The organism is Sodalis ligni (assembly GCF_016865525.2).
GTDB lineage: Bacteria > Pseudomonadota > Gammaproteobacteria > Enterobacterales > Enterobacteriaceae > Acerihabitans > Acerihabitans ligni.
The window spans coordinates 4,068,945-4,094,833 of record NZ_CP075169.1; the positions used below are offsets into that span (position 1 = coordinate 4,068,945).

Genomic DNA, 25,889 nt, shown 5'->3' on the forward strand with positions numbered 1-25,889 from the left:
CGATAACGAGGTATTGCGGTACCCGCATGCCATAATGCAGAAGGATAGGGGATAAGGATTGTCAGGACAGAGAGAAAAACTGGAGTTTGTCAGGATAGCTTGAAACGAAGAGGGTGGAGGACAACGCGAAATACCGGCCATCCGGCCTGAACGGGCAACCTCCCTGTTGCCCATAGTATCTGATATGCTGATCAGAACTGGTAAACCAAACCGAGGGCAACGATGTCGTCGGTATTGATACCGGTTGCATCGGTAAACTGGCTGCTATCGATCAGGTTGATTCTGTAGTCAACATAGGTCGATATATTTTTGTTGAAGTAGTAAGTCGCACCCACGTCAACAAATTTCACCAGATCCTGGTTATCATAGGTATTACCGTCGCCGGCAGCGCCGATGTTTTTGCCGCGAGTCTGGTTATACCCGACGAACGGAACCAGACCGAAGTCGAAAGTATAGCCTGCGTAAGCTTCAAAGCCCTGGGCCTTGTTGGCATAACCGTATACGTCCGAATCGCTGGAACCGAACGGAGCAGCATTATAAGACTGGGTAAATTCCGTCGCTACATAAAAACCGTTGGCGTTATATTTCAAGCCGCCGGTATAAGCTTCGGCTCTGTCGCCACGACCGGAGATGCCCGGTTGACCAACGCCATTTTGTTCGTCGGTACGTTTGGAGCTCATGAACGCGCCGCCGACGGAGAAGCCCAGGCCGAGATCGTAACTCAACGACATACCGTAACCGTCGCCATTTTGACCCAGTACATCACGCCCGTTGGCGGTTTCACCGGGAGCGCCATTCTCACCTTGATATTGCACAGCGAACTTCAGGCCGTCGACCAGGCCGAAGAAGTTATTATTGCGGTAGGTGGCGACGCCGGTAGAACGACCAAACATAAACTGGTCGGCGCTATAGGTGGAGCCGTCGAATTCAGGCTGCACATCGGTCCATGCGGTGATATCGTAAAGGATACCGTCATTACGACCGTAATCGATTGAACCGTAGTCGCCGAATTTCAAGCCGGCAAAAGCATAACGGGTAAAGTTGCCGCCGTCAGAGGTACCGGACGCTTCAGTCACATGGCCGTTTATCTGGTATTCCCAGTCGCCATAACCGGTCAATTGATCGTTGATCTGCGTTTGACCTTTGAAACCGATACGGGTGTAGGTCTGATCGCCGTTAGCACTATCGTTGTTAGAAAAATAGTGCAATCCATGAAGGGATCCAAACAAATCAAGCTGATTACCGTCTTTATTATATACTTCTGCAGCACCAGCCGTACCAGCCGCTAACATCGCTGGAATCAACAGGGCAAGAACCTGTAGTTTCATTTTCTTTTCCTCGGTATATTTATTATCTTTGGCCACTATTTTACTTTGTGTGCTGTATCAATGCTGTCTATCTGACACGCAATCTTATTCTGCAATAAATGCAGCTTTATACTAGCGTTAAAATGATACGAATTGGCTTACAATGTTTCAAAATGAAAATTTTATATTCGATTATGTTTCCGTCATGGAACTAACCTGATAATCACCATACATAGACAATTAAAACTTTGAGGTGAGTCTTGTTTTTGACATTATTAAAAATAATCAATAAAAACAATTAGTTAAAATAAAATTATAAAATAGCACGATGTGCTAAAAAGACCTTTTTTCCTCTATCATTTTAAGCGCTATCATCATTAAATTGTCATTATTACTCTCATTTGGTTTAACGTCTTTATTAGCCGGCCTCGTGCCGGCTTTTTTATGCATTAATTTTAAATATGAAAAAAGAGAGGATTATATATTAACAAATGTTAATATTATATACGAGATATTGCCATATTAATGCTTTAACTTACTTTCACATTTAAATTATAAATATCTGTCTTGATTTTTCGCACTATGAAACATTGGTTTCATTTATCTTTTATTTAAATGTAAATATAAGGCATACATCACATTAATTAATCAAAATTCATATATTATTTTTGTGCGAAATTTGTCCAAACCTATGGCTTCCTGGGTATTCAAACGTTTTTCTCGTTTCAATTCCTATTCAAAACCCAGATTTGCGCCTGTCCCCTGGTCTTGTCCGTGCGGCCGGCTCAGCCCGGCATGCCACCCTAATCTCCCTTTCCATCTGCACGGCGGCCTTCGTTCTGGCCCTCGGGTCGTGTTACACTTTGCGGCACTATTCGCCGGAAAACAGGTCGCCGGAAAACTGGCCGTGAGAAGCTCGCTGTTCCTACGGAAACCTTAATGCCATGCAGCAATATCAGAATTTGGAAGACATCTGGAGCCGTTTGCAGCAATCGGCATTCCGTTCAAAATTTCGACTTAACCAGAAAGATCTGGCCTATCTGCGCAGCAAAGGTATGCCGGTCATACTTTCCCATGCCCGCGACTTCATCTCAGGGAGGCTGGCGCCCGCCTTGCCCGCCAAGGACGGTAAGCAAACCCCTTGGCGGGGACATCCGGTATTTGTGGCTCAGCATGCCACCGCGACCTGCTGCCGGGGCTGTCTGGAGAAATGGCATGGCATCGCCAAAGGTCAACCCCTAACCGATGTCCAGCAGGAATATATAGTGCAGATGATTGCGTTATGGCTCAGCCGACAGGAGATGCCGAGAGTTTTATGACTGAAACGCTGAGTACGGAGCAGCACGCCGCCTTACCGGTACGCATAGCCACCCGCATTGTCTTTTTTATCGCCGGTTTCGGGATGTCGTCCTGGGCACCGTTGGTTCCCTTCGCCAGACAGCGGCTGGGCATCAATGATGCATCTTTGGGAATGCTGTTGCTTTGCCTGGGCATCGGATCGCTGCTGGCAATGCCGCTGGCGGCGCCCATGGCCGCCCGGCTGGGCTGCAGGCCGCTGATTATCGCATCGGCCGTCATGCTGGGGCTGGCGCTTCCCGCGCTGGCCGTTGCCGGCGGCACCTTTACCCTGGCCCTCTCATTATTGCTATTCGGCATGGGGCTCGGCGCGATGGACATTACCATGAACATCCAGGCAGTGGTGGTGGAAAGAGCCAGCGGCCGGGCCATGATGTCGGGCTTCCATGGTTTTTTCAGCATCGGCGGCATCATCGGGGCGGGATTGGTGAGCCTGCTGCTCTGGCTGGGTTTGAATCCGCTGTGGTCGGTCGTCGTCGTCGTCCTGATTATCCTGGCCTTGATGCTGTACGCCGCCGAGAATTTATTATCCGATCGCCCCGAAGACGATGCCGGCCCTCTCTTTGTCAGGCCACGCGGCAAGGTTCTGTTCATCGGAGCGCTCTGTTTTATTCTCTTTTTAACCGAAGGCGCTATGCTGGACTGGAGCGCGCTTTTCCTCACGCTGGAACGCGGCCTTGACAGCGCCATGGGCGGACTGGGTTATGCACTGTTCTCCATTGCCATGACCGCAGGACGCTTGAACGGCGATCGATTGATCAATGCCATCGGCCGTTACCACACCCTGCTGGCGGGCAGTTTATGCGCCTCGGCGGGGATCGGACTGGCGATAACGGTAAACCAGCCCTATGTCACCCTGCTGGGTTTTTTGCTGGTGGGGCTAGGAGCATCGAATCTGGTTCCGTTGCTGTTCAGCGTCGTCGGCAATCTGAAGGATATGCCGCCTAACCTGGCGCTGGCGGCGATTTCCGGCGTAGGGTATGCCGGCATATTGGCCGGCCCGGCACTAATTGGCTTTATTGCCCATTTGACCAGTCTGTTTGTCGCGTTCGGCTGTGTCGCAATACTTCTTTTGGTTGTAAGCTTGAGCGCACGCCGTGCGACTCAATAAACAACGATTGGCGAAACCCGCTTTATGCAAATTAAGAACCTGAAGTTAACCTCGGCGGCGTTAACCCGCAGCCTGATACTGTTTATCCTGCTGCTGCTGCTGTCGTTATGGCTGTTTGGTTTTCATGCCTTCAATGCTTATCTCATCGAAAAGAAGCACAGCATGTCCACCCTCACCGCCGGGCTGCAAAAACGGATCGACACGTACCGCTTTGTGACGGATCAGCTGTACGATCTGTCGTTGGCGACGAACGGCGGCCCCAAGGATAACGACGGCACAAGCCTGAAAGAAACGCGCCTGCGCCCGGATGTGTTTTATGTCGATAAACCCCATAAAAAAACCGATGCCCTGATCTTTGGCGTTCATGACGCCGCTACTTTGTCCATTGCTGCCGATATGTCGGCTTATCTTGATATCCTTTGGGGCTCGGAAGGCAACACCTACTCCTTATATTACCTGAACGGCGCCGACAACAGCCTGACGCTGATTTCCACCCAGCCGCTTCGGGATACCGCCACTCGCTTTGAAGACAGCTACATCAGCGCCCTGATAAAATCGCGCCGCACCGAAATGCTCCAGCAGGCCAATATCCTGGATCAACGGGAGAGCTTCTCGCCGCTGCGCAAGCTCCGCCTGCAGAATGATTACTATTTTACCCAGCGGTTCATCTTCAACCAGCCCGGTCATCTGGCCACCATTATGGCGGTTGATTTGCCCATCGGCGATCTCATCCCGCTGAATATGGCGCGGGCCAACTTCTCACTGGTAGCCTCCGACGATGCCGATATGGATACGGACAGCGCTGAGGCCGGCAACGGCGATGCCGATCGGGACAATACGCAAAGAGTGACCAGCCATATCAAGGGATCAACCCTTGAAATCGGCACGCGCCTTGTTGATGCGCCGTTAAAGCTGTTGTATCTGGTGCCGCTGACCAGTTTAACGGTGGATTTACTGCGCAATAATCTGTGGCCCGTCGTGATACCTCTTCTGCTGATCGCCTTGTCCATTTTTGGTATTTACCTTATCCGGCAGCATTTTTTGCGACCCAGGGAGAATATGGCCCTGGCCTTGCGATCCCGTCAGATACTCAGTGAGGAAGTGATAGCCAACCTGCCGCTGGGTTTGCTGGTGTATGATTTCAGCAGCAATAACCTGGTGGCCAGTAATAAAATAGCCGATCATCTGCTGCCTCACCTGAGCCTGCAAAAAATAGCCAACCTCGCGCAGGCCCATCAGGGAATTATCCAGGCCACGGTGAATAATGAAGTCTATGAAATCAGGATGTTTAAAAGCCGCCTTTCGCCGGACACCTACCTGTTCCAATTACTGGATCATGATAAGGAAGTTCTGGTTAATAAAAAGCTGCAGCAGGCGCAGCAGGAACTGAACAAAAACCATCAGGCCCGGCGGACAATCCTCACCAATTTTCAGCATGAGCTGAATCAGCCGCTCATGGAGATCACCACACTGCTTGACGGGTTGCTGCATGCCGAAGCCGAGGAGAAACGCCTGCGCCTGATGTTCAACCTTAAAACCGAAGTAGGCCGTCTGGGGGCGCTGTTCGACAACCTGCGCCTGCTGACTCAGCTGGAGCTGCAAGACTGGCGGCCGAAGCAAGAGGCCTTTTCCCTGTCCGCTCTGGTGGATGAACTGCTGGCGGAACGCATGCCCGCCCTGAACCAAAAGGGCCTTAGCCTGTTCAATCACTACCGGCTGCCCTTTAATCAGCAGCATACCGGCGATAGGGAGGCGGTGAAAAAAATCCTTTCGCTGCTGCTGGATTACAGCATTATCAGCACCCAGTATGGCAAAATTGTTCTTTCCGTGGACCAGGATCCCTCCCGTCCGGATACGGTCATATTAAGCCTTAGCGATACGGGTAACGGCATTGACGCCAAAGAATTGGCCAATCTGCAGCAGCCCTTTGTCACCCAGGCGCAAAAAGATCATTATCAGCGCGGCTCCGGCCTTTCCTGGTTCCTGTGCAACCAGTTGGCAAGGAAAATGGGCGGCAACCTGGATATTCACAGCAAGATCGATATCGGCACCCGTTATCGGGTACGTTTGACGTTGCCTTATGTGGATATCACGCAACAGGATGATAATGAAAAAATTCTTGGAGGAACGGTGGCTATGCTGGATATCGCCAATGAAGAAATACAGGAGATAATCAGCGATATGCTGCAGCAGTGGGGGGTGGAGTGTATCCATCCCGAAGAACATACCCTGGTGCAGGAACACGATCTCCTGCTGACGGACGATCCGTCTCATCTGGAGGATTTCGCTATCCTGGTTCAATCGAATGAGAGCGGAATAACGCCTTTGACGCCCTGCCGTTTAAAGGTGAATTATAATCTTGCCGCTTCTTTGCTCGACGCGATGCTACAATTGATGGAACTGAGACTGGCGCAAACGGACATTATACCGCCGGATGAGAGTGAAGCCGCCGGCGCAGCGGACGATCCCGCCGCCCTGCTGAGCGGGGACTATCTTCCGCTCTTTGTCGAGACAGTACCCGTTGACATCAAGAGGCTGTATACTGAAGCCGAGAGCGGCGATTTACCCGCTTTGGCCCAGACTGCGCACCGCCTGAAAGGTGTTTTTGCCATGCTGAATCTACTTCCCGGCAAGCTGTTATGTGAAACGCTGGAACAACATATCAAACAAGCTATTATAGACAATGATAATTCTAAAATCGGCAACGATATCCGCCAAATTGATGTTTTTGTCATTAAACTGCTACAGCATGCAAGGTAGTCAACTTTATGAATAATCTCAACGTCATCATTGCAGATGACCATCCTATCGTCCTGTTCGGTATTCGAAAATCTTTTGAACAAATCGAATGGGTAAAAGTGGTCGGTGAATTCGAAGACTCCACGTCGCTCATCAATAGCCTCGGCAAGCTGGATGCAAATGTACTCGTGACCGATCTTTCGATGCCCGGCGAAAAGTATGGCGACGGCATTACTCTTATCAAATACATCAAGCGCCATTATCCCCAGTTGGCGATTATCGTATTAACCATGAATAACAACCCGGCAATCCTCAGCGCCGTGTTGGAATTGGATATCGACGGTATTGTCCTTAAACAAGGCGCACCCACCGATTTACCCAAGGCATTGGCCTCGCTGCAAAAAGGCAAAAAATACACGCCGGACAGCGTGGCTAAACTGCTGGAGAGAATAAGCGCCGGCGGTTACGGCGATAAACGCCTGTCGCCGAAAGAGAGTGAAGTGCTGCGTTTATTCGCGGAGGGCTTTCTGGTGACGGAAATCGCCAAAAAGCTGAATCGCAGTATTAAAACCATCAGCAGCCAGAAAAAATCCGCCATGCTGAAGCTTGGTGTGGAAAATGATATTGCTCTGCTGAATTATCTGTCGTCGGTAAGTATGGCGCCGGTAGATAAAGAGTAATGCTCCGATTTCGATAATAAAGCCTGGCGCCGGTGGAAACACGCGGTTATCCCATACCTGAGCGGTTAACCAGGCCGCTCAGGTATTCAGGAGTGTTCCTCAAGCTCGCCGCGTTGCGCTCTGGCCCTGCGACTGAACAGGGCCAGAGCGGGTTGCAATACACTCACTGTAACCGGCTTGGACAGGCAGCTGTCCATCCCCGCATCAAGACAGCGTTGCTTCTCTTCCGCCAGCGCGTTGGCGGTCACCCCGATAACCGGCAATACCCTGCCCTGTTGCCGTAAACGGCGGGTCAGTTCATACCCATCCATCTTCGGCATATTCACATCGCTCAGGATGATATCCACCGACTGCTTGTTAAGAAAGCTCAGCGCATCCACGCCGTCGTTCGCCGTCATGACCTGATATCCCAAGGAACCCAGTTGATCCGCCAACAGCCGGCGGTTAATGGGATGATCATCCACCACCAGGATTCTGATGTCATTGTTTTCGCCATTCGCCGTCGGCGACGGCTGAGGCAGCAGCGGCGCCGATGAAGCCGTGGATTCACCACGATAGATTTTCAACAGTAACAGCGGCAGTTCTTCAGTAAAGGCCGGGCTGAGCAACCAGTGGCCGGGGTTGATTTCCAGTGCCGGGCCGATATGCGCGATGCAAAAGCGGATCCAGGCACGATAACAGCCACCGGGGGGAATATCATCGTCACTGATAAATACCTCGTCGCCGCCGATGACCTGATCGGTATGCCGCTTGGCCATGAGGCCGTTTTCTTTCAGCAGGCGGGTCAGATAGTGTTCAAGGGCGGTGTTGCGCAACGCCAGCCAGCACACCCGCCCGTACAAATCGCTGTTAAGCACCGTATAGGAGCGGGACGCCTCATACAGCGGCAGCCGGATAGTGAACTGGCTACCCAACCCGCTCTCCGATTCAACGGCGATGTCGCCGTCCATCAGATTGACCAGCTTCTCGCAAATCGCCAATCCCAGCCCGGTTCCCTGGAACTGCTGGTGACCGTCACTGCCCAACTGCACGAAGGGATCAAACAGTTTGATTAATTCCCGCTGCTGAATGCCGACCCCCGTATCCCTGATGCATAACTGCAGGTAGCCGTCATGGCAAAAGACATAAATGGAGATACAGCCGCTATGGGTAAATTTAATGGCGTTATTTAATATGTTCGATAACACCTGTTGCAGCCGCACCGGATCCCCACGCATGCTGTTCGGCACGCCGGGATCGACGAAGCAGTAGAGGCCCAGGCGTTTTTTCACTACCAGCGACAGGTAATTGCCGGCGATGTGGCTCACCACTTCGCGGGGAGAATAGCTGCGCGGCTCAATTTTCAACTGCTCGGATTCGATTTTGGAAAAATCCAGGATATCGCTGATAATGTTGAGCAATAACGCCGACGAGTTATTCATTGCCATCACCAGCCGGTCGACGCCTTCCGGCAAATCCTGGGTTTTAAGCAGATCCAGGTTGCCGATAATGCCGTATAACGGCGTTCGTAATTCATGGCTGACGGTGGCCAGAAACATGGATTTCGCCTGGCTGGCCTGCTCGGCCGCCGTCGCCATTTCCTGTAAAGACTCTTCCATCCGCACCCGGGCGCTGATATCCACCAGCACGCAGATGGCGACGTTTTCATTGAGGTAGCGCGAATGGACAAAGCTTATTTGCAGATTATTGTTATTGCTGGTCATGACATCGACAAAATTCACCTGCTGCCCGCAGATGATATGGATGATGCGTTCCCGGTCTTCAAAGGTCAGCAGGCTCAGATAATTATGGGCCAGCTCGTTGCTGATGAGGTTGGCGCCGTCGCTGATGCGCAGGATGCAAATGCCCACCGGTGCGGAAGCGACGATTTTGCGGTTGAACTGTTCGTTTTCCTCCAGCTGCAACGCGTTTTTTTCCGCCGGGGCAAACATTTTGCGCTCAAACAGCCAGGTCAGGATAAACAGCAGCAATGCCGTGAGTACATTCAGCAAAAGAGCATTGATGAAGACTGCTTTAAAATTCTCGATAATAGTGGATAAAGACAGCGAATAGACAATGCTCAGGGACGTGGGCGCCAGGCTCCTTTTCATCACCAGATTCTTGTAGCCTTCCGTATAACCGTAAAATCCGGCCGCTTCGGGATAGGAGCTCAGTTCGGAGGCCCGCCGTACCCCGCCGGACAGTGACATCATCGGAGCGTTATTCTGATCCAGCAGCGTGATGCCGATGGGCAAAGTACTGTTGGTGATGAAATCCTCCAGCCGGATATTGAGCTCGATGCCCAGCAGGGCTTCCAGCTTATTGGCCGCGTAAATCGGCGTTAACATATACAAATAGCCGCGGTCGCCCCGCTGGCCGGGAGCCACCCAATAAATGTCATCCTCCCGATCGTTTTGCCGGGCGTTGCGGTATTTGACCACTTGCTGCTGCAGGCTTTTCGGCAGCGTGTTGTCAACGCCGTTATCAGCGCGCAGATTGAAGTTCGCCATACACAGGCTTTCACCGCTGATATAAAAAACCCGATTCAAATCGTAGGTTTCGGTGAAACTGTCTTTCCAGTAGCTGAGAAAATAGCTCAGCGAATCCACGGAGTGGCGGTATTCGGTTTCCACGCGGCCGCAGTCGGGATTGGGGGAAAGGGGCGTATATTCCGGTCGGCTCACCTTGCCGGCCAACAGGCCGGTCATCATATCCGGGCCGGGCAAACTGGTGTTGAGGCGGTTTTCCGCCACGTATTTGATTTCCCGCATCATATCGGCAGAGCGGGTGAAATAGCTTTGGGCTTGGGCGAAGCTGGTATTGTATTCCTGACGGAGATCGGATTCGCGCTGATGCAGGAGGCTGATAATGTTAAAAGTGGATAACAGCGCCCCCAGCGCCCAGAGCAATAGGGCCAGCGTCCGAAACAGGTAGCGGGATATTTTGACCGTTGTGCGAAAGGATGAGAAGTATTTCAAAACTATACCTTAAATAATTTGAGTTGCAGGAAGGCGGCAACGCAGCGAATCCCCAGGAGCTTACACGAGTAAGTGACTGGGGTGAGCGAGGAAAGCCAACGCACCTGTAACTCGAATTATGACAGGTATATACCGTTCCGGTGCAAGAACTGATGATGCGGCCTGCCCAGCCGATACACTACCGACCCAGTAAAAAGCCAGCGCAACGCGCTGGCCGGGTTTGTTGACACATTGCAACCGCCATCAGCGACGACATAGCCACTATGTCAAAGTGAACGCGTGTTAAAGGGAGACCCTGTTTGCCAAGGCCGGGTCGAAGCAGGCGTGGTTTTCCACCTGCCCGAGCGCTCCATGGCTCGGCCCGCCAGCACCGGACCTTAAACCGTGCCCGGTCGGAACAGGACGATAGATCGTAAACACGCCGTGAATCCATCCATGGAGGCTCGATCCGCGCCGTCCCTGGCGCGGACGGTTTACTCCTCTATCATCCTGTCCCGCCTTACTGACTCCGAGTACGTTTGTCAGCGCCTTTCGGCAGATTATGCCCGCCAACACCGTACCTTGAGCTGTGCCGGCCTGGACAGGAAGCGGATCAGCTGTTCGGGTAGTCTTCACCCTCATCTTCGCCGTCTTCGTCATCCGCATCGTCGGCATCATCTGCGTCGTCGGCGTCATCAAGGGCGATATCGTCCCCAGCGTCGTCGTCGATATCGGCGTCGTCTCCCGCGTCATTCACTTCGCCTTCCGCCAGCCCTTCGACGGTGTCGAGATCTTCATCGTCCACCGGTTCCACCACGCGCTGCAGGCCGACCACATGTTCGCCTTCAGCGGTCCGGATCAGGGTAACACCCTGGGTGTTGCGCCCGACGATGCTGACTTCGGACACACGGGTGCGCACCAGGGTGCCGGCATCGGTGATCATCATGATCTGATCGCTGTCTTCCACCTGCACGGCGCCCACCACTTCGCCATTGCGTTCGCTCACTTTTATCGATATCACGCCGAGAGTGGCGCGGGATTTGGTGGGATATTCAGCCTGGGCGGTACGCTTGCCGTAACCGTGCTGCGTCACGGTCAGGATCGGACCGTCGCCGCGCGGAATGATCAGGGAAACCACCCGATCCTTGTCGGCCAGATTGATGCCGCGCACGCCGGTGGCGGTACGGCCCATGGAACGCACCTGGCTTTCAGGGAAACGCACTACCTTGCCGTAGGCGGAGAACAGCATAACCTCGTTCTGCCCGTCGGTAAGATCGACGCCGATAAGTTCATCCCCGTCATTCAGATTGACGGCGATAATGCCGGCGCTGCGCGGACGGCTGAACTCGGTCAGCGCGGTCTTTTTCACCGTGCCGCTGGCGGTGGCCATGAAGACATGGCGTCCTTCTTCGTATTCACGCACCGGCAGGATGGCGGTGATACGCTCGTTCGGTTCAAGGGGCAGCAGATTGACGATAGGCCGGCCGCGGGCGCCGCGGCTGGCTTCCGGCAGTTGGTAAACCTTCATCCAGTACAGGCGCCCCCGGCTGGAGAACAGCAGGATGGTGTCATGGGTGTTGGCCACCAGCAGGCGGTCGATAAAGTCCTCTTCCTTGATCCTGGCCGCTGATTTGCCTTTTCCGCCGCGGCGCTGGGCTTCATAGTCGGTGAGCGGCTGGTATTTCACATACCCTTCATGGGACAGGGTCACCACCACGTCTTCCTGATTAATCAGGTCCTCGATATTGATATCGGAGGTATTGGCGGTGATCTCGGTGCGGCGGGCATCGTTGTACTGCTCTTTCATCGCGTTGAGTTCTTCGCGAATCACTTCCATCAGCCGATCCGGGTTTTCCAGGATGATGATGAGTTCGGCGATTTGGGTCAGCAGTTCTTTATATTCGTCCAGCAGCTTTTCATGTTCCAGCCCGGTCAGTTTCTGCAAGCGCAGATCCAGGATGGCTTGCGCCTGCTGTTCGGTGAGATAATAACGTCCGTCGCGGATGCCGTATTGCTCTTCCAGCCATTCCGGCCGGGCGGCGTTGTCGCCGGCGCGTTCCAGCATGGCCGCTACCGTGCCCAGTTCCCAGGAACGGGCGATAAGTCCGCTTTTCGCTTCGGCCGGGCTCGGCGCATGGCGGATTAATTCGATAATGGGTTCGATATTGGCCAGCGCCACTGCCAGGGCTTCAAGGATGTGGGCGCGATCCCGCGCTTTGCGCAGTTCGAAAATCGTGCGGCGGGTGACCACTTCACGACGGTGGCGCACGAAGGCGGAGAGAATATCCTTCAGCGACATGATCTTGGGCTGGCCCTGATGCAGCGCCACCATATTGATGCCGAAGGAGACCTGCAGCTGCGTTTGGGAGTAGAGGTTGTTGAGCACCACTTCCCCTACCGCGTCGCGCTTGATCTCGATGACGATGCGCATGCCGTCTTTGTCGGATTCATCGCGCAGGGCGCTGATACCTTCAATGCGCTTGTCTTTCACCAGCTCGGCGATTTTTTCTATCAAACGCGCTTTGTTCACCTGATAAGGGATTTCATGCACGATGATGGTTTCACGACCGCTTTTGGCATCCGCTTCCACTTCCGCGCGGGCGCGGATCAGGATTTTACCGCGTCCGGTGCGGTAGGCCTCTTCGATACCGCGCCGGCCGTTGATGATGGCGGCGGTGGGAAAGTCAGGGCCGGGAATATGTTCCATCAGGCCTTCGACGCTGATATTCTCGTCGTCGATATAGGCCAGGCAACCGTTGATCACTTCCGTCAGGTTATGCGGCGGAATGTTGGTGGCCATACCTACGGCAATGCCGGAAGAGCCATTGATCAACAGGTTGGGGATCTTGGTGGGCATGACGTCGGGGATCTGTTCGGTGCCGTCGTAGTTCGGCACATAATCCACGGTGTCTTTTTCGAGGTCCGCCAGCAATTCATGGGCGATTTTCGACATGCGGACTTCGGTGTAACGCATTGCCGCGGCGGAGTCGCCGTCGACGGAACCGAAATTACCCTGGCCATCCACCAGCATATAGCGCAGCGAGAACGGCTGGGCCATACGCACGATGGTGTCGTAGACCGCGGTATCACCATGGGGGTGATATTTACCGATGACGTCCCCGACCACACGGGCCGATTTTTTGTAAGGTTTATTCCAGTCATTACCGAGTACGCTCATCGCAAACAATACGCGGCGGTGTACCGGTTTCAACCCATCCCGTACATCCGGCAGCGCACGTCCGACAATAACGGACATGGCGTAATCCAGATAAGAGCTTTTTAACTCTTCTTCGATGTTGACCGGTGTTATTTCTCTGGCAAGGTCACTCATTGAGCCGCTATCCCTCTACTAATTGAAGCATCCACCCGGATTTAAAGGTGCCAAAGTATACCATAGATAGGTGATTCTGGGAAAATTGTCGGCGACGAAAAGCCGTGGTTATAGTTGTTTCCGCTACCGAATCACTGACCGGACGGCCGGTTGCAGGTATACTGGCTTCAATTCGCTATGCAAATACTCAGGAAGGCCGTTATGAATCGGGAATCTCAGACCGCTGCCGCCGGCGATAATGTGGATCGGCGGGAAATCGCCAAATTCGACGCGGTGGCCTCCCGCTGGTGGGATAAGGAAGGGGAATTCAAACCCCTGCACCGCATTAACCCCCTGCGCCTGGACTATATTCTGCGCCATGCCGACGGCCTGTTCGGCAAAACGGTGCTGGACGTGGGCTGCGGCGGGGGAATATTGACTGAAAGCATGGCCCTGGAAGGGGCGACGGCCACCGGGCTGGACATGGGCGCCGAACCGTTGGCGGTGGCGCGGCTGCACGCGCTGGAAAGCCGGCTGAATATTGATTATATCCAGCAGACGGTGGAAGAGCACGCGGCGGAAAACCCGGAGCGCTATGATGTAGTGACCTGTATGGAAATGCTGGAACACGTCCCGGATCCCGCGTCCATCGTCCGCGCCTGCGCACGTCTGGTGAAACCCGGCGGCGACGTGTTTTTCTCCACCCTGAACCGCAATCCCAAGGCGTGGCTGATGGCCATCGTGGGGGCCGAGTACCTGCTGCGTCTGGTGCCTCGTGGCACCCATAGCATTACTAAATTCATCAAGCCGGCGGAGCTGCTGCACTGGCTCGACGACACCCCGCTGCAGGAGCGGCATATCACCGGCCTGCATTATACCCCGCTGAGAGATCGTTTTAGCCTGGGGGGCAATGTTGACGTTAATTACAGGCTGCATCCCCGCCACCGCCTGTAACCCTGACGGGTGTAATCTCGCCGGCCGGCCCTGGCCGGCGTGATCAACGTTTAATAATTCGACAAATAATATCTTTTTGAATTTTTTATCTACAGCAGTTGACATCCTTTAAGGGCAGAGGGAATAGCGCTTTAGTCGGCCTGTTAACATTTTGCCCCCAAGTTATCCACAAAAAGCTTTATTTTCGTCCCTTGCAATAACGACGTTAAGTCACTATCTTGTTATCAAATTAACAAAAAACCCTATATGTAGTGTTTATCCCATAGATCAGACACTAATTTCGCTTATGTCCGACATAAGGCATAGGGATCACTCAGACAGGTATTAAGCCCCATGAACCAGAGTCTGCTTGTTACAAAACGCGACGGCAGTAAAGAAAAAATCAATCTGGACAAGATCCACCGCGTCATCGACTGGGCGGCGGAAGGTCTCGAGAATGTTTCGGTCTCACAGGTTGAACTGCGCTCGCATATCCAATTTTATGAAGGCATTAAAACCGCCGACATCCATGAAACCATTATCAAGGCCGCGGCGGATCTGATTTCCCGCGACGCGCCGGATTATCAATATCTGGCAGCACGCCTGGCGGTTTTTCATTTGCGTAAAAAAGCCTATGGCCAGTTCGAGCCGCCCAAGCTTTATGACCACGTGTCGCGGCTGGTGGCCATGGGCAAATACGACAAGCATTTGCTGGACGATTATAGCGCCGAAGAATTCGCGCTGATGGACGGCTTTATCGATCACTGGCGGGATATGAACTTTTCCTACGCCGCGGTGAAGCAGCTGGAAGGCAAGTATCTGGCGCAGAACCGGGTCACCGGGGAAATTTACGAAAGCGCGCAGTTCCTTTATATCCTGGTGGCGGCCTGCCTGTTCTCCGGTTATCCGCGGGAAACCCGGCTGGGTTATGTCAAGCGTTTCTATGACGCCGTTTCCACCTTCAAGATTTCCCTGCCCACGCCCATTATGTCCGGGGTGCGTACCCCCACGCGCCAGTTCAGTTCCTGCGTGCTGATTGAATGCGGCGACAGTCTCGATTCCATTAACGCCACCTCCAGCGCCATCGTCAAATATGTATCGCAGCGGGCCGGTATCGGCATCAACGCCGGCCGTATCCGGGCCCTGGGCAGCCCGATCCGCGGCGGCGAGGCTTTTCATACCGGCTGCATTCCCTTTTACAAGCATTTCCAGACCGCGGTGAAATCCTGTTCCCAGGGCGGCGTGCGCGGCGGCGCGGCCACCCTGTTCTACCCGCTTTGGCATCTTGAAGTGGAAAGCCTGCTGGTGCTGAAAAACAACCGCGGCGTAGAGGGCAACCGCGTCCGCCATATGGATTACGGCGTACAGATCAACAAACTGATGTATCAGCGCCTGGTGAAGGGAGAAGAGATTACGCTGTTCAGCCCGTCTGATGTGCCGGGGCTGTATGATGCGTTCTTCGCCGACCAGGATGAGTTCGAGCGGCTGTATACCCGTTATGAACAGGACGCCTCTATTCGTAAAAGCCGGGTCAAGGCGGTGGAGCTGTTCTCCCTGATGATGCAGGAGCGCGCATCCACCGGGCGTATTTATATCCAGCATGTGGACCATTGCAACACCCATAGTCCATTCGATCCGGCCGTAGCGCCTATCCGCCAGTCCAATCTGTGCCTGGAAGTGGCTCTGCCCACCAAACCGCTGGAAGACGTGAACGACGAAAACGGCGAAATCGCCTTGTGTACGCTTTCGGCCTTTAATCTTGGAGCGCTGGAGAGCCTGGACGATCTGCAGGAACTGGCGACCCTGGCGGTACGTGCGCTGGACGCGCTGCTGGATTACCAGGACTACCCGATCCCGGCGGCGAAACGCGGCGCCATGGGACGGCGGACCCTTGGCGTGGGTGTGATAAATTATGCTTATTATCTGGCTAAAAACGGCGTACGGTACTCCGACGGCAGCGCCAACAACCTGACGCATCGGACGTTCGAGGCCATTCAGTACTATTTATTAAAAGCTTCCAACGAGCTGGCCAAAGAACGGGGCGCCTGCCCGTGGTTCAATGAAACCACCTATGCCAAGGGCATCCTGCCCATTGATACTTATAAAAAGGATCTGGACGGGATTTGCAATGAGCCGCTGCATTACGATTGGGAGGCTCTGCGCGCAGACATCAAACGGCACGGCCTGCGTAATTCAACCCTGTCGGCGCTGATGCCGTCGGAAACGTCGTCGCAAATCTCCAATGCCACCAACGGTATCGAGCCGCCCCGGGGCTACGTCAGTATCAAGGCGTCTAAAGACGGCATTCTGCGCCAGGTGGTGCCGGAATCCCATCGGCTGAAAGGCGCCTATGAGCTCTTGTGGGAAATGCCGAACAACGACGGTTATCTGCAGTTGGTGGGGCTGATGCAGAAATTCGTCGATCAGGCCATTTCGTCCAATACCAATTACGATCCGACCCGTTTCCCGGCCGGCAAGGTGCCGATGAAGCAGTTGCTGAAGGACTTGCTCACCGCCTACAAGTTCGGGGTCAAGACGCTGTATTATCAGAATACCCGCGACGGCGCGGAAGATGCCCAGGAAGATATGGAAGCCGCCGCCGAGACAGATGATTGCGAGAGCGGAGCCTGCAAGATTTAACATGGCCGCGGGCGGCGCCATTGCCGTCCGCGTGTAACGGGAGAGACCATGGCCTATACCACATTTTCACAGAATAAAAACAACCAATTGCTGGAGCCGATGTTTTTCGGCCAGTCGGTGAACGTTGCGCGCTACGATCAGCAAAAATACGATATCTTTGAAAAATTAATCGAAAAACAGCTCTCTTTTTTCTGGCGGCCGGAAGAAGTGGACGTGTCGCGTGACCGCATTGATTTCCAGGCGCTGCCGGAACACGAGAAGCATATTTTCCTCAGCAACCTGAAGTACCAGACCCTGCTGGACTCCATCCAGGGCCGTAGCCCCAATATCGCCCTGTTGCCGCTGATTTCCATTCCGGAGCTGGAAACCTGGGTAGAAACCTGGGCTTTTTCGGAAACCATTCATTCCCGGTCTTATACCCATATCATCCGCAATATCGTTAACGACCCTCGCTGGTATTCGACGATATCGTTACCAATGAAGAGATTCTGAAGCGGGCCAAGGATATTTCGGGCTATTACGACAAGCTTATCGAACTGACCGGCTACTACCATTTGCTCGGCGTTGGTACCCATCAGGTGAAGGGCGCCCAGGTAGTGGTGAGTCTGCATGAGCTGAAAAAATGCCTCTACCTTTGTCTGATGAGCGTTAATGCCCTGGAAGCCATCCGTTTTTATGTCAGCTTCGCCTGCTCGTTCGCATTCGCCGAGCGCGAACTGATGGAGGGCAACGCTAAAATCATCCGCCTGATCGCCCGCGACGAGGCGCTGCATCTTACCGGCACCCAGCATATGCTGAATTTGATGCGTTCCGGCGAGGACGATCCGGAAATGGCCGAGATTGCCAAAGAGTGCGAGCGGGAGTGTTATGACCTGTTCGTGCTGGCGGCGGAGCAGGAAAAAGAGTGGGCAAGTTATCTGTTCCGCGACGGTTCCATGATTGGCCTGAATAAAGATATTCTGTGCCAGTATGTGGATTATATTACCAATATCCGCATGCAGGCGGTGGGTCTGGATTTGCCTTTTGCCGCCCGCTCCAATCCTATTCCGTGGATTAATACCTGGCTGGTGTCGGACAATGTTCAGGTGGCGCCGCAGGAGGTGGAGGTGAGTTCCTACCTGGTAGGCCAAATCGACTCCGAGATGAATTCGGGCGATTTGAGCGATTTCGAGCTGTAAGCCATGGATCCATCGGCCAAGGTCACGCTGCGCCATATCGGGGCGCAGCTTCAGTGCGAATCCGGCCACCGCTCCCTGCTGGATGCCCTGGAAGCCAATCATATCGACGTCGAATTCCAGTGCCGGTCCGGCTATTGCGGCGCCTGCCGTATGCGGCTGCTGCGGGGCCGGGTCGCTTATACACAGTCCCCCCTGGCCTGTATCCGGCCGGGCGATATTCTGCCCTGTTGCTGCCTGCCGGCGGGGGATATCGAGCTGGAGCTATAGCCGAGTAGTATCCGGTCGTGGCGGAAAAAATCGCTTTCACCGGCTCGTTGTACGTTAGGTGATCGCGGGCCTACCCCGGCATGGGGCGCTCCGGCCGCCGCCAGACGGCGACTTCGACCCCATTGCCGCGGTCTCCCTTCAACACGCGCCCGCTTTCACCGGAGTGTCATTACCGGCTCGTTGCACGTCATGTGATCGCGGGCCTACCCCGGCATGGGGCGCTCCGGCCGCCGCCAGACGGCGACTTCGACCCCATTGCCGCGGTCTCCCTTCAACACGCGCCCGCTTTCATTGGAGTGTCATTACCGGCTCGTTGCACGTCATGTGATCGCGGGCCTACCCCGGCATGGGGCGCTCCGGCCGCCGCCAGACGGCGGCTTTGACCCCATTGCCGCGGTCTCCCTTCAACACGCGCCCGCTTTCACCGGAGTGTCATTACCGGCTCGTTGCGCGTCACGTGATCGCGGGCCTACCCCGGCATGGGGCGCTCCGGCCGCCGCCAGACGGCGGCTTTGACCCCATTGCCGCGGTCTCCCTTCAACACGCGCCCGCTTTCACCGGAGTGTCATTACCGGTTCGTTGCACGTCATGTGATCGCGGGCCTACCCCGGCATGGGGCGCTCCGGCCGCCGCCAGACGGCGGCTTCGACCCCATTGCCGCGGTCTCCCTTCAACACGCGCCCGCTTTCACCGGAGTGTCATTACCGGCTCGTTGCGCGTCACGTGATCGCGGGCCTACCCCGGCATGGGGCGCTCCGGCCGCCGCCAGACGGCGGCTTCGACCCCATTGCCGCGGTCTCCCTTCAACACGCGCCCGCTTTCACCGGAGTGTCATTACCGGCTCGTTGCGCGTCACGTGATCGCGGGCCTACCCCGGCATGGGGCGCTCTGATCTTTTAGTTGTAAGTTATAGCGATTCGGAATTGGTTTTCATGGCCCTGCCCGGTATGCTCATGTTACCTAGATCACACTTTTTATAAGCCTGCTTAATACCATGTCCGAACTCCTCAAAATGGCGCATGTCGCCGCTCTTGACCGAGACAAGCCGTACGAGAGCGAAACCGTTTTTATCCGTAGCGCCGCCGATGTATCCCATTTAGTGAATTCCGGTGGGGAAAAGCGCAGTCATGCCGGTATTATCATCGGCATCGCACTGGGGGGCGTTTTCCTGGATGCCTATGACCTGGGAGCCTTGGCGTTCGGGGTGAAGGATATTACCCGCGAGTTCAACCTTACCCCGGCGGGCACCGGCATGGTGGCCTCCGCCATTACCTTCGGCGCTATTGTCGGCGCGTTTTTCGGCGGCTACCTCACCGACAAGATTGGCCGCTATCGCGTTTTCATGGCCGATATGTTTTTCTTCGTCTTCGCCGCCATCGCCTGCGCATTCGCCCCTAACGAATGGGTGCTGGCCGGTGCGCGTTTTGTCATGGGATTGGGGGTCGGTATCGATTTGCCGGTGGCAATGGCCTTTCTGGCGGAGTTCTCGCGGCTGAAGGGACGCGGCAATAAAGCGGCCAGCGTCGCCATGTGGTGTCCCACCTGGTATGCCGCCATCAGTATCTCCTATTTGCTGGTGCTGTTGCTGTATGCCGTATTGCCCGCTGAACAAACCCACTGGCTATGGCGTTTAATCCTGGGCTTCGGCGCGGTGCCGGCGCTGGCGATTATCGCCATCCGTAGCCGGTATATCAGCGAGTCGCCGGTCTGGGCGGCTAATCAGGGCGATTTAACCGGCGCGGCGCAAATTCTGCGGCGCTCCTACGGTATCAATGCCCAGGCGGCGCCGGTGGCGGAACAACAGCCCGCGCCCAAGGCGCTGCGCGCCCGCTGGAGTAATTACGGCCGGTTATTGCAGGGGGTTTATCTGCGACGTACCGTGCTGGCGACGGTTATCGCCGTGGCGTCGTCCTTTGCCTATAACGCCGTGGCATTCGGTTTGCCGGTGATTATCAGCAGTTTTCTGGCGCAGTCCATGCTGACCACTATTTTGGCCTCCCTGGGGCTTAACCTGTTATTTGCCTTTGTGGGCGGCCTGATAGGCGTCCGCTGGGTACCCCGCTTCGGTGCCTGGCGGATGACGGTGCTGGGTTATGCCTGCCAACTGGTCGCCTTGATCGGACTGGCGCTCATCGGCCGGCCGGCGGACGGCGCCCATGCCGCCCTGGCCATCGCCATGCTGGCGTTGTTCCTGTTCGGCCAGGGTTTCGGCCCGGGTTCCCACAGCATGACCTTTGCCTCGCTGAGCTATCCCACCTCGCTGCGCGGAGTGGGCGTCGGATTTAACCAGACGCTGATGCGCGCCAGCTCCACGCTTTCGCTGTTTCTGTTTCCGGTGCTGGTGGCTTGGCTTAAGACCGGCGTGTTTTGGGTGATTGCCGCAGCACCCGTGGCGGGGTTGCTGGCGCTGCTGCTGATTCGCTGGGAGCCGTCGGGCTATGATGTGGATGCGGAGGATTTTGGCGCTGCGGCCCCTGAGCGCTGAAAGATGATATACAGGCTCCGGGTGCGGCGGGTATGGCCTGCCAGGAGTTTTCATGGCCGATCCACTACTTCATAGCGGATCGGCCTGGCCCTGATTGCGGGGCAGCGGCGCAAGGGCGGCGCTGAACCAGGCAGTCCGGTTCTGGCAAAACGGTCTGGCATCCAGCAATGCCTCTACCACTTCCCGATAATCGCTGAAGATAGCCATCCACAGGCTGAAAAATCCCCTGCTGACCGCCAGGTCAACGATGGCTGCCGCCGTCGCACGATTGTCGGCATACTCTTCCAGGCGTTCAAGGGCCATGCTGATGGTTAGCTGGCGCTCAAGATAGCGCCGGTCGCTGTCCCCGGTTACCGTCGTGGTCTTGTCCAGCGCATAAAGTTTTATGGTGGCATCGGCTTTTTGCTTCTGCGACGGCGATAGCGATGGATGAGCGTTGACCACCATGGCATTGTCTCCGGCCAGCGGCGTATGGAAGGTCAGCAGAGTGTTATTTATATGGGGCCAGTAATAATGGTGCCGGTAAGGAACGGCAAGGAGCGATTTGCTCTTGCGGGAATTGCACGGGGTGCAGATCAGTAAAAAATTGGTCCAGCAGGCGGAAAGGCGCGGATAGCTGTCCTTGGGTTTGATATGCTCGACGGCCAGGGCATTATTCACCCGCATTTCACACAAATGGCAATAGCAGCCGGTACGCTCCTCAAGATACTGTTTAGCGTTTCGCCAATGATTGAAACAGGCTTTGGCGCCCTTTTTGTTTAGCGGCCATGTTCCCTTATCTATGGGCCTCATTTATCAGTTCCTTGATCTTTGGCTAACAGGTAGGCTTTATATTCCGGATCGTCGGTTTCATTAATCAGCGACGAATTCACTACCCGGCGTATGTTTAAATAGTCATCAAGCGTTAATTTCCCACCTTGGGTTTTTATCTGTGCCAGTTGTTCCCGGGCTGATTTGACGCGCCGCTCAAAATTATCGCTGCGGATATTTTCAACGCCCATGATCTGCGTCGCCACTTTGCCAAGGGGCAGTTCATTGGGCACCGACTCATTACCCGGCCGGTCGACATTGATGAGCTCACCCACCCCCAGGCTCTGCACGATAAAGGGGGAATGGGTGGTGGCGATAAACTGCAGCTTGGGAAAGGCGTCTTTGAAATCCTGTATAATGCTCTTTTGCCAGATGGGGTGCAGATGCAGGTCGATTTCATCAATAAGCACCACGCCGGGGGTCTCCACAACGGCATTGATGCCCAGATGCGGATTGAGCTGAATACATCGGTAGGCCATATCCGCCGCGATGCCGATAATATTGCGCAAACCGTCGCTCAGCTGGTTGAAGGCCAGGCGGTGATTGTGGCCGCGCCCATCGCTATAAGTCCCCACCAATGTATTGAGCTTATAGTCAAATTCCGTATCGACCCAGCGTTTATCGGGGATCAGCTTGAGAACCGCGGCCTTGAGCGCTTTCAGATGGATGATATCCAAAGGATCGCCGAATTTCTTGATGCTGTCGTCCTGGGTCTTGTACCAGGAAAGAAAATCCCGGCTTGAGGATTTGGCGGATAGGCAATGCGTATAGGCCTTCGTTATCCCTTCCGCCTGCTTCTGGTAGCCAATCTCTTCATTTTCCGCCCACAGTCGTCCGGTGCCGTGGTAGGCGATAAGCGGGAAGATCACCTCTTTGTTATTGCGTTCGGATTTGGGTCTGCGGCTTTGCTCAAGCTTGCGGGCGGCGATATTGCTTAAGGCTCTCGCGCCCTTGACAGTGGTTTTCTGTCGGATGATTTCTCTTGACCAGGCAACATGCCGTTGGCCGTCAATCATGCCCTTAGCCTCTATGGATACGGGAAACTGCGGCCTGGGCTGTCCGTCAACGGTGACCGTCCGGATTTCGTCGGCACGTATCGGTCTTGAGCTGATAGTGTCAAGTCCGAGGAAAAAGCTTCCCAGCGCCACCGCCAGGGCATCCAGGATGGTGGTTTTACCGGTGGCGTTATCACCGATGAATACGGTGAACCGCGAACGGAAGGAGAAGGTCTCATGTCGGATACCTTTGAAATTCTTGATTGAAATTTCTCGGATATTCAATGGGCTGCTTCCTGTCCTGGGCAAGATAGAGTAGGCATTTTGTCGCGAAGATCGGGGCTCGTAAAGGATAGATATCGGTTTGTTTAGCCTTGGGATAGGCACGCTCATGAAGTGGTCAAGTAAAATTGGCCACTTCAGCATGACCTTTGCCTCGCTGAGCTATCCCACCTCGCTGCGCCGTCCCTTCTGCTGATCGCCCTTTCTGCGGATAGCCCTTTCTGCTGAATAGATAACTCATCTGCCCAGGGCGCGCAGGCCGCTCCGACGCCGTTCGGGGATTGGCCTGTTCCTGTTTATGGTCAGGGCGGCGGACCCGCCGAAAGTCGAAGTTAATATATTAATCAGTTCTACATTATACCTTCAGGTCACGTTTGAATGGGAAATTTGAATGTGATAGCAGAAAGAGTACATTACATACTTAAATGATATTTATTAATATAAGTAATAATAGCAATTAATTTCATTTTATAAAATGGCGGCCAAATTGTTAGCCTAGCGTGAAAATGCAAAATGACATTGACACCACCCGTGAGGTATTTTATAAGTATCACGGACGTTGTTCGAGGTGTGCTAATAAAAGAATGATTAACATTAACGATTAAGGTATAGCTAAAAAATCGGAACTTAAATATTTCTGCCGTTGAATTTAAAACGGCGTACTCAAGTCAATTTTTGATTCATCTTTAAACTATGCCACTACAAAATGTAATTCTTAGCATTATTATTGCCGCCCATAACAGCGATGAGTATCTTCAAGACACACTGCAAAGCCTGCTTGCGGCATTGGGCGCCGACATCGGACGCTGTGAAATCCTCTTGGTCAACGATGCCTCAAGTGATGGCACCGCTTCAATTCTCAGGGCTTTCGCCCAGTCAACGCCGCAAGCACATTATTATGCGGTTGAATTCACCAACCTTGGCAAGGTGCGTAACTTTGCCTTGGCTCACAGCCAGGGTGAATACGTCACTATGTTTGACAGTGATGACCTCTTGAAAAGCGGCTCTCTTGGGGAGATCCTCACTTTCCTGGCCCAGAAAAGCCCAGCTTGCTATTGACCAAGCTACAGGAGGTGCGTGATCTCGATACCGCCGATAAAACCTGGAAGGGTTGAAAATCAAGACCCTGCTCGCGGATGAAGCGATAACGCGTTTCCTGATTCACAAAGATTTCCAGGCGCACTTGATTGGACAATTCATCCATCGGGACCTGCTGTTGTCATCCCTATGCCGGATTTTACCTGCTATGAAGATTTTATATCTTTCCGGAAATTCTGACCAAGGCCACAACCATCGTGTTTTCATCTGAGAGCCATTATCTTTATATAAAACGCTCTGACAGCCTGTCGAACTCCCCATCGGAAAAAAATGCATAATCTCTTCGTATGCACGGAAAAAATGGATGCGCTTTTTGGCAAAAAGTTTCATGATTTAGTCTTGTGTCATTGGCTGGATATTCAGCTGAAAAGAAAAAAATGGATTACGGATAGAGAGCAATTAAATACGCTGCAGGAGAAAGTGCAGGAGACGCGCCGCATCCGTTTTTTTATAAACCCGTCGGTGCGATTCAGTTATAAAAAAAAGGCAGCAGTATCGCTTTATAGGGACAAAATAGGACAAGGGTTGTATTTAGCCAGTTTTTTATTGGCTATTTTATCGGTTGTATTTACCTTGATTTCAACGAGTATACAGCGGGAATTATTCTATTTCTCTGGTTACGCTGCCCTGTTAGGGCTGTTCGCCGAGCGAAAAAACCTCAAATGGCCCAAAAAGGATCTTTCGTATGCCATCATGTTAATTGGCGTGGTCAAAATTATCTGGACACTGATCCTGTATCGCCATGAACACACCTACGCCTTGGGATTTATACAGCTGAATTCGGGTAAGAAACTCATTTTCGGCGGCGCGCTGATTTTTTATATCACCCAGTTTTCCCACTATCTGGCAAGTTTCAATTACCGTAAATACCTGTTGTCCGGATTTGCGTTAGCCTTTGTGCTGGCTACCGGTTATGGTCTTTATCAGATTCATCACGGTATGGACCGCATTGCCCTAAGCACCAATCGCGCAACCATTGCGGCCTATATTTACTCTGCATTGTCTATTCTTCTTATTTATCTGCTTCTGATATTCAAGAAAACCGTCAATCACCATATGACATTAATGGCGGTGATCACCATCTCCTTCCTGGTTATCATCATGATGGGCACCCGCGCCGCAATACTTGCGCACCTGTTAATGATTTCGCTGATGATGTTGTTCCATTTCCGCAAGATTTACCTCAAACCCCTGCTGATCGTCATGGTGCTGCTGGGGTTTGGCGTGGGTATGTCTTATGGCAAATACATCAAGCCGAAGATTGAACAAACCGACAGTGAAATAGCGCTTTACCAAAACGGTAACGACCAATCATCACTGGGCTCCAGGTTCTCGTTATGGTATGTCGGCCTGAATATATTCTCTCAGCATCCTTTTGGCAATACCGTTGAGGGGCGCCACATGCAAGCCGCGGAGATCATCGTCCACGATCCGGGTAACAGAACCGCGATGGAATATATCGACACGCACCTGCACAATGAACTGCTTGAAGCCGCCTCGCTGCAAGGTATTGTCGGCCTGCTGACCGTGGTGCTTTTTATGTTTATATCATCAGTCAGTCGCTGGTGGGAAAGAATACGCCAATGCTGCTGATTGGCTGCTGCATAATCGTTTACGGTCTGTCGGATGTCTTGTTAGTCAGCTCAGAATCGATACTGTTTTTCATGGTATGCATTGCCCTATTTACAAAAATGCCGCCGGTGAAAGCAAGCGCGGCACCCAACCCCGTCAGCAGCAGATTGATTCGGCACGCCAACTGACG

General features: G+C 53.7%; 15 protein-coding genes and 1 pseudogene. 11 read left to right on the plus strand and 5 right to left on the minus strand.

Translation table 11 applies throughout. From position 1 onward, the window contains the following. Nucleotides 1-191 precede the first annotated feature (191 nt). On the minus strand, nucleotides 192-1,328 hold the full coding sequence (gene ompC / locus GTU79_RS18915) for a porin OmpC (RefSeq protein WP_214513262.1): 1,137 nt from the start codon (nucleotides 1,326-1,328) through the stop codon (nucleotides 192-194). A gap of 923 nt (nucleotides 1,329-2,251) precedes the next feature. Between ompC and GTU79_RS18920 the strand changes: the two genes are divergently transcribed. Genes GTU79_RS18920 through rcsB form a run of 4 tightly spaced genes read left to right on the plus strand, consistent with a single transcriptional unit; the run spans nucleotide 2,252 to nucleotide 7,193 of the window. Continuing rightward, a complete protein-coding gene (locus tag GTU79_RS18920; protein WP_203523467.1) occupies nucleotides 2,252-2,626 on the plus strand; it encodes a DUF4186 domain-containing protein in 375 nt (124 codons plus the stop codon). Continuing rightward, complete coding sequence (locus GTU79_RS18925; RefSeq protein WP_203523468.1) at nucleotides 2,623-3,774, plus strand: MFS transporter; 1,152 nt, start codon at nucleotides 2,623-2,625, stop codon at nucleotides 3,772-3,774. Before GTU79_RS18920 ends, GTU79_RS18925 begins: the two co-directional genes overlap by 4 nt. Nucleotides 3,775-3,798: 24 nt before the next feature. After that, nucleotides 3,799-6,534, plus strand: a complete 2,736-nt coding sequence (gene rcsD, locus GTU79_RS18930; protein WP_214513263.1) for a phosphotransferase RcsD — start codon at nucleotides 3,799-3,801, stop codon at nucleotides 6,532-6,534. A gap of 8 nt (nucleotides 6,535-6,542) precedes the next feature. After that, complete coding sequence (gene rcsB, locus GTU79_RS18935) at nucleotides 6,543-7,193, plus strand: response regulator transcription factor RcsB (protein ID WP_214513264.1); 651 nt, start codon at nucleotides 6,543-6,545, stop codon at nucleotides 7,191-7,193. 86 nt (nucleotides 7,194-7,279) lie between these two features. On the opposite strand, the gene rcsC is transcribed toward rcsB, so the two are convergent. Both rcsC and gyrA read right to left on the minus strand, forming a co-directional pair. Then, on the minus strand, nucleotides 7,280-10,150 hold the full coding sequence (gene rcsC / locus GTU79_RS18940; protein ID WP_214513265.1) for a two-component system sensor histidine kinase RcsC: 2,871 nt from the start codon (nucleotides 10,148-10,150) through the stop codon (nucleotides 7,280-7,282). Between the two features lie 592 nt (nucleotides 10,151-10,742). Beyond that, nucleotides 10,743-13,460, minus strand: coding sequence for a DNA topoisomerase (ATP-hydrolyzing) subunit A (gene gyrA, locus GTU79_RS18945; RefSeq protein WP_203523471.1), 2,718 nt, complete (start codon nucleotides 13,458-13,460; stop codon nucleotides 10,743-10,745). A gap of 201 nt (nucleotides 13,461-13,661) precedes the next feature. Between gyrA and ubiG the strand changes: the two genes are divergently transcribed. From ubiG to GTU79_RS18970, 5 genes and pseudogenes are all read left to right on the plus strand, one after another. Further along, nucleotides 13,662-14,393, plus strand: a complete 732-nt coding sequence (gene ubiG / locus GTU79_RS18950) for a bifunctional 2-polyprenyl-6-hydroxyphenol methylase/3-demethylubiquinol 3-O-methyltransferase UbiG (RefSeq protein ID WP_214513266.1) — start codon at nucleotides 13,662-13,664, stop codon at nucleotides 14,391-14,393. A 333-nt stretch (nucleotides 14,394-14,726) separates the two neighbouring features. After that, the gene (nrdA, locus tag GTU79_RS18955) at nucleotides 14,727-17,012 is read left to right on the plus strand and encodes a class 1a ribonucleoside-diphosphate reductase subunit alpha (protein WP_203523473.1); all 2,286 of its coding nucleotides are present in this window, start codon (nucleotides 14,727-14,729) and stop codon (nucleotides 17,010-17,012) included. Between the two features lie 48 nt (nucleotides 17,013-17,060). Further along, nucleotides 17,061-18,190 (plus strand): annotated as a pseudogene (gene nrdB, locus GTU79_RS18960) (class Ia ribonucleoside-diphosphate reductase subunit beta). A 3-nt stretch (nucleotides 18,191-18,193) separates the two neighbouring features. Beyond that, nucleotides 18,194-18,457 carry a class I ribonucleotide reductase maintenance protein YfaE gene (gene yfaE / locus GTU79_RS18965; protein WP_132927288.1) on the plus strand — a complete coding sequence of 88 codons (264 nt, stop codon included), beginning with the start codon at nucleotides 18,194-18,196 and terminating at the stop codon, nucleotides 18,455-18,457. A 994-nt stretch (nucleotides 18,458-19,451) separates the two neighbouring features. After that, complete coding sequence (locus GTU79_RS18970) at nucleotides 19,452-20,942, plus strand: MFS transporter (RefSeq protein WP_203523475.1); 1,491 nt, start codon at nucleotides 19,452-19,454, stop codon at nucleotides 20,940-20,942. A 69-nt stretch (nucleotides 20,943-21,011) separates the two neighbouring features. Here the strand turns inward: GTU79_RS18970 and GTU79_RS18975 are convergent, their stop codons facing one another. Together GTU79_RS18975 and GTU79_RS18980 are read right to left on the minus strand one after the other, a co-directional pair. After that, nucleotides 21,012-21,734 carry an HNH endonuclease family protein gene (locus GTU79_RS18975; protein WP_203523476.1) on the minus strand — a complete coding sequence of 241 codons (723 nt, stop codon included), beginning with the start codon at nucleotides 21,732-21,734 and terminating at the stop codon, nucleotides 21,012-21,014. Continuing rightward, nucleotides 21,731-23,032 (minus strand): AAA family ATPase, encoded by a 1,302-nt coding sequence (locus GTU79_RS18980; protein ID WP_203523477.1) that lies wholly within the window; start codon nucleotides 23,030-23,032, stop codon nucleotides 21,731-21,733. The genes GTU79_RS18975 and GTU79_RS18980 overlap by 4 nt, the downstream gene beginning before the upstream one ends. Nucleotides 23,033-23,722: 690 nt before the next feature. On the opposite strand from GTU79_RS18980, the gene GTU79_RS18985 reads away from it, so the two are divergent. Beyond that, nucleotides 23,723-24,088 (plus strand): glycosyltransferase family 2 protein, encoded by a 366-nt coding sequence (locus GTU79_RS18985; RefSeq protein ID WP_214513267.1) that lies wholly within the window; start codon nucleotides 23,723-23,725, stop codon nucleotides 24,086-24,088. Nucleotides 24,089-24,832: 744 nt separating this feature from the next. Then, nucleotides 24,833-25,720, plus strand: a complete 888-nt coding sequence (locus GTU79_RS18990) for an O-antigen ligase family protein (protein ID WP_214513268.1) — start codon at nucleotides 24,833-24,835, stop codon at nucleotides 25,718-25,720. Nucleotides 25,721-25,889: the final 169 nt, after the last annotated feature.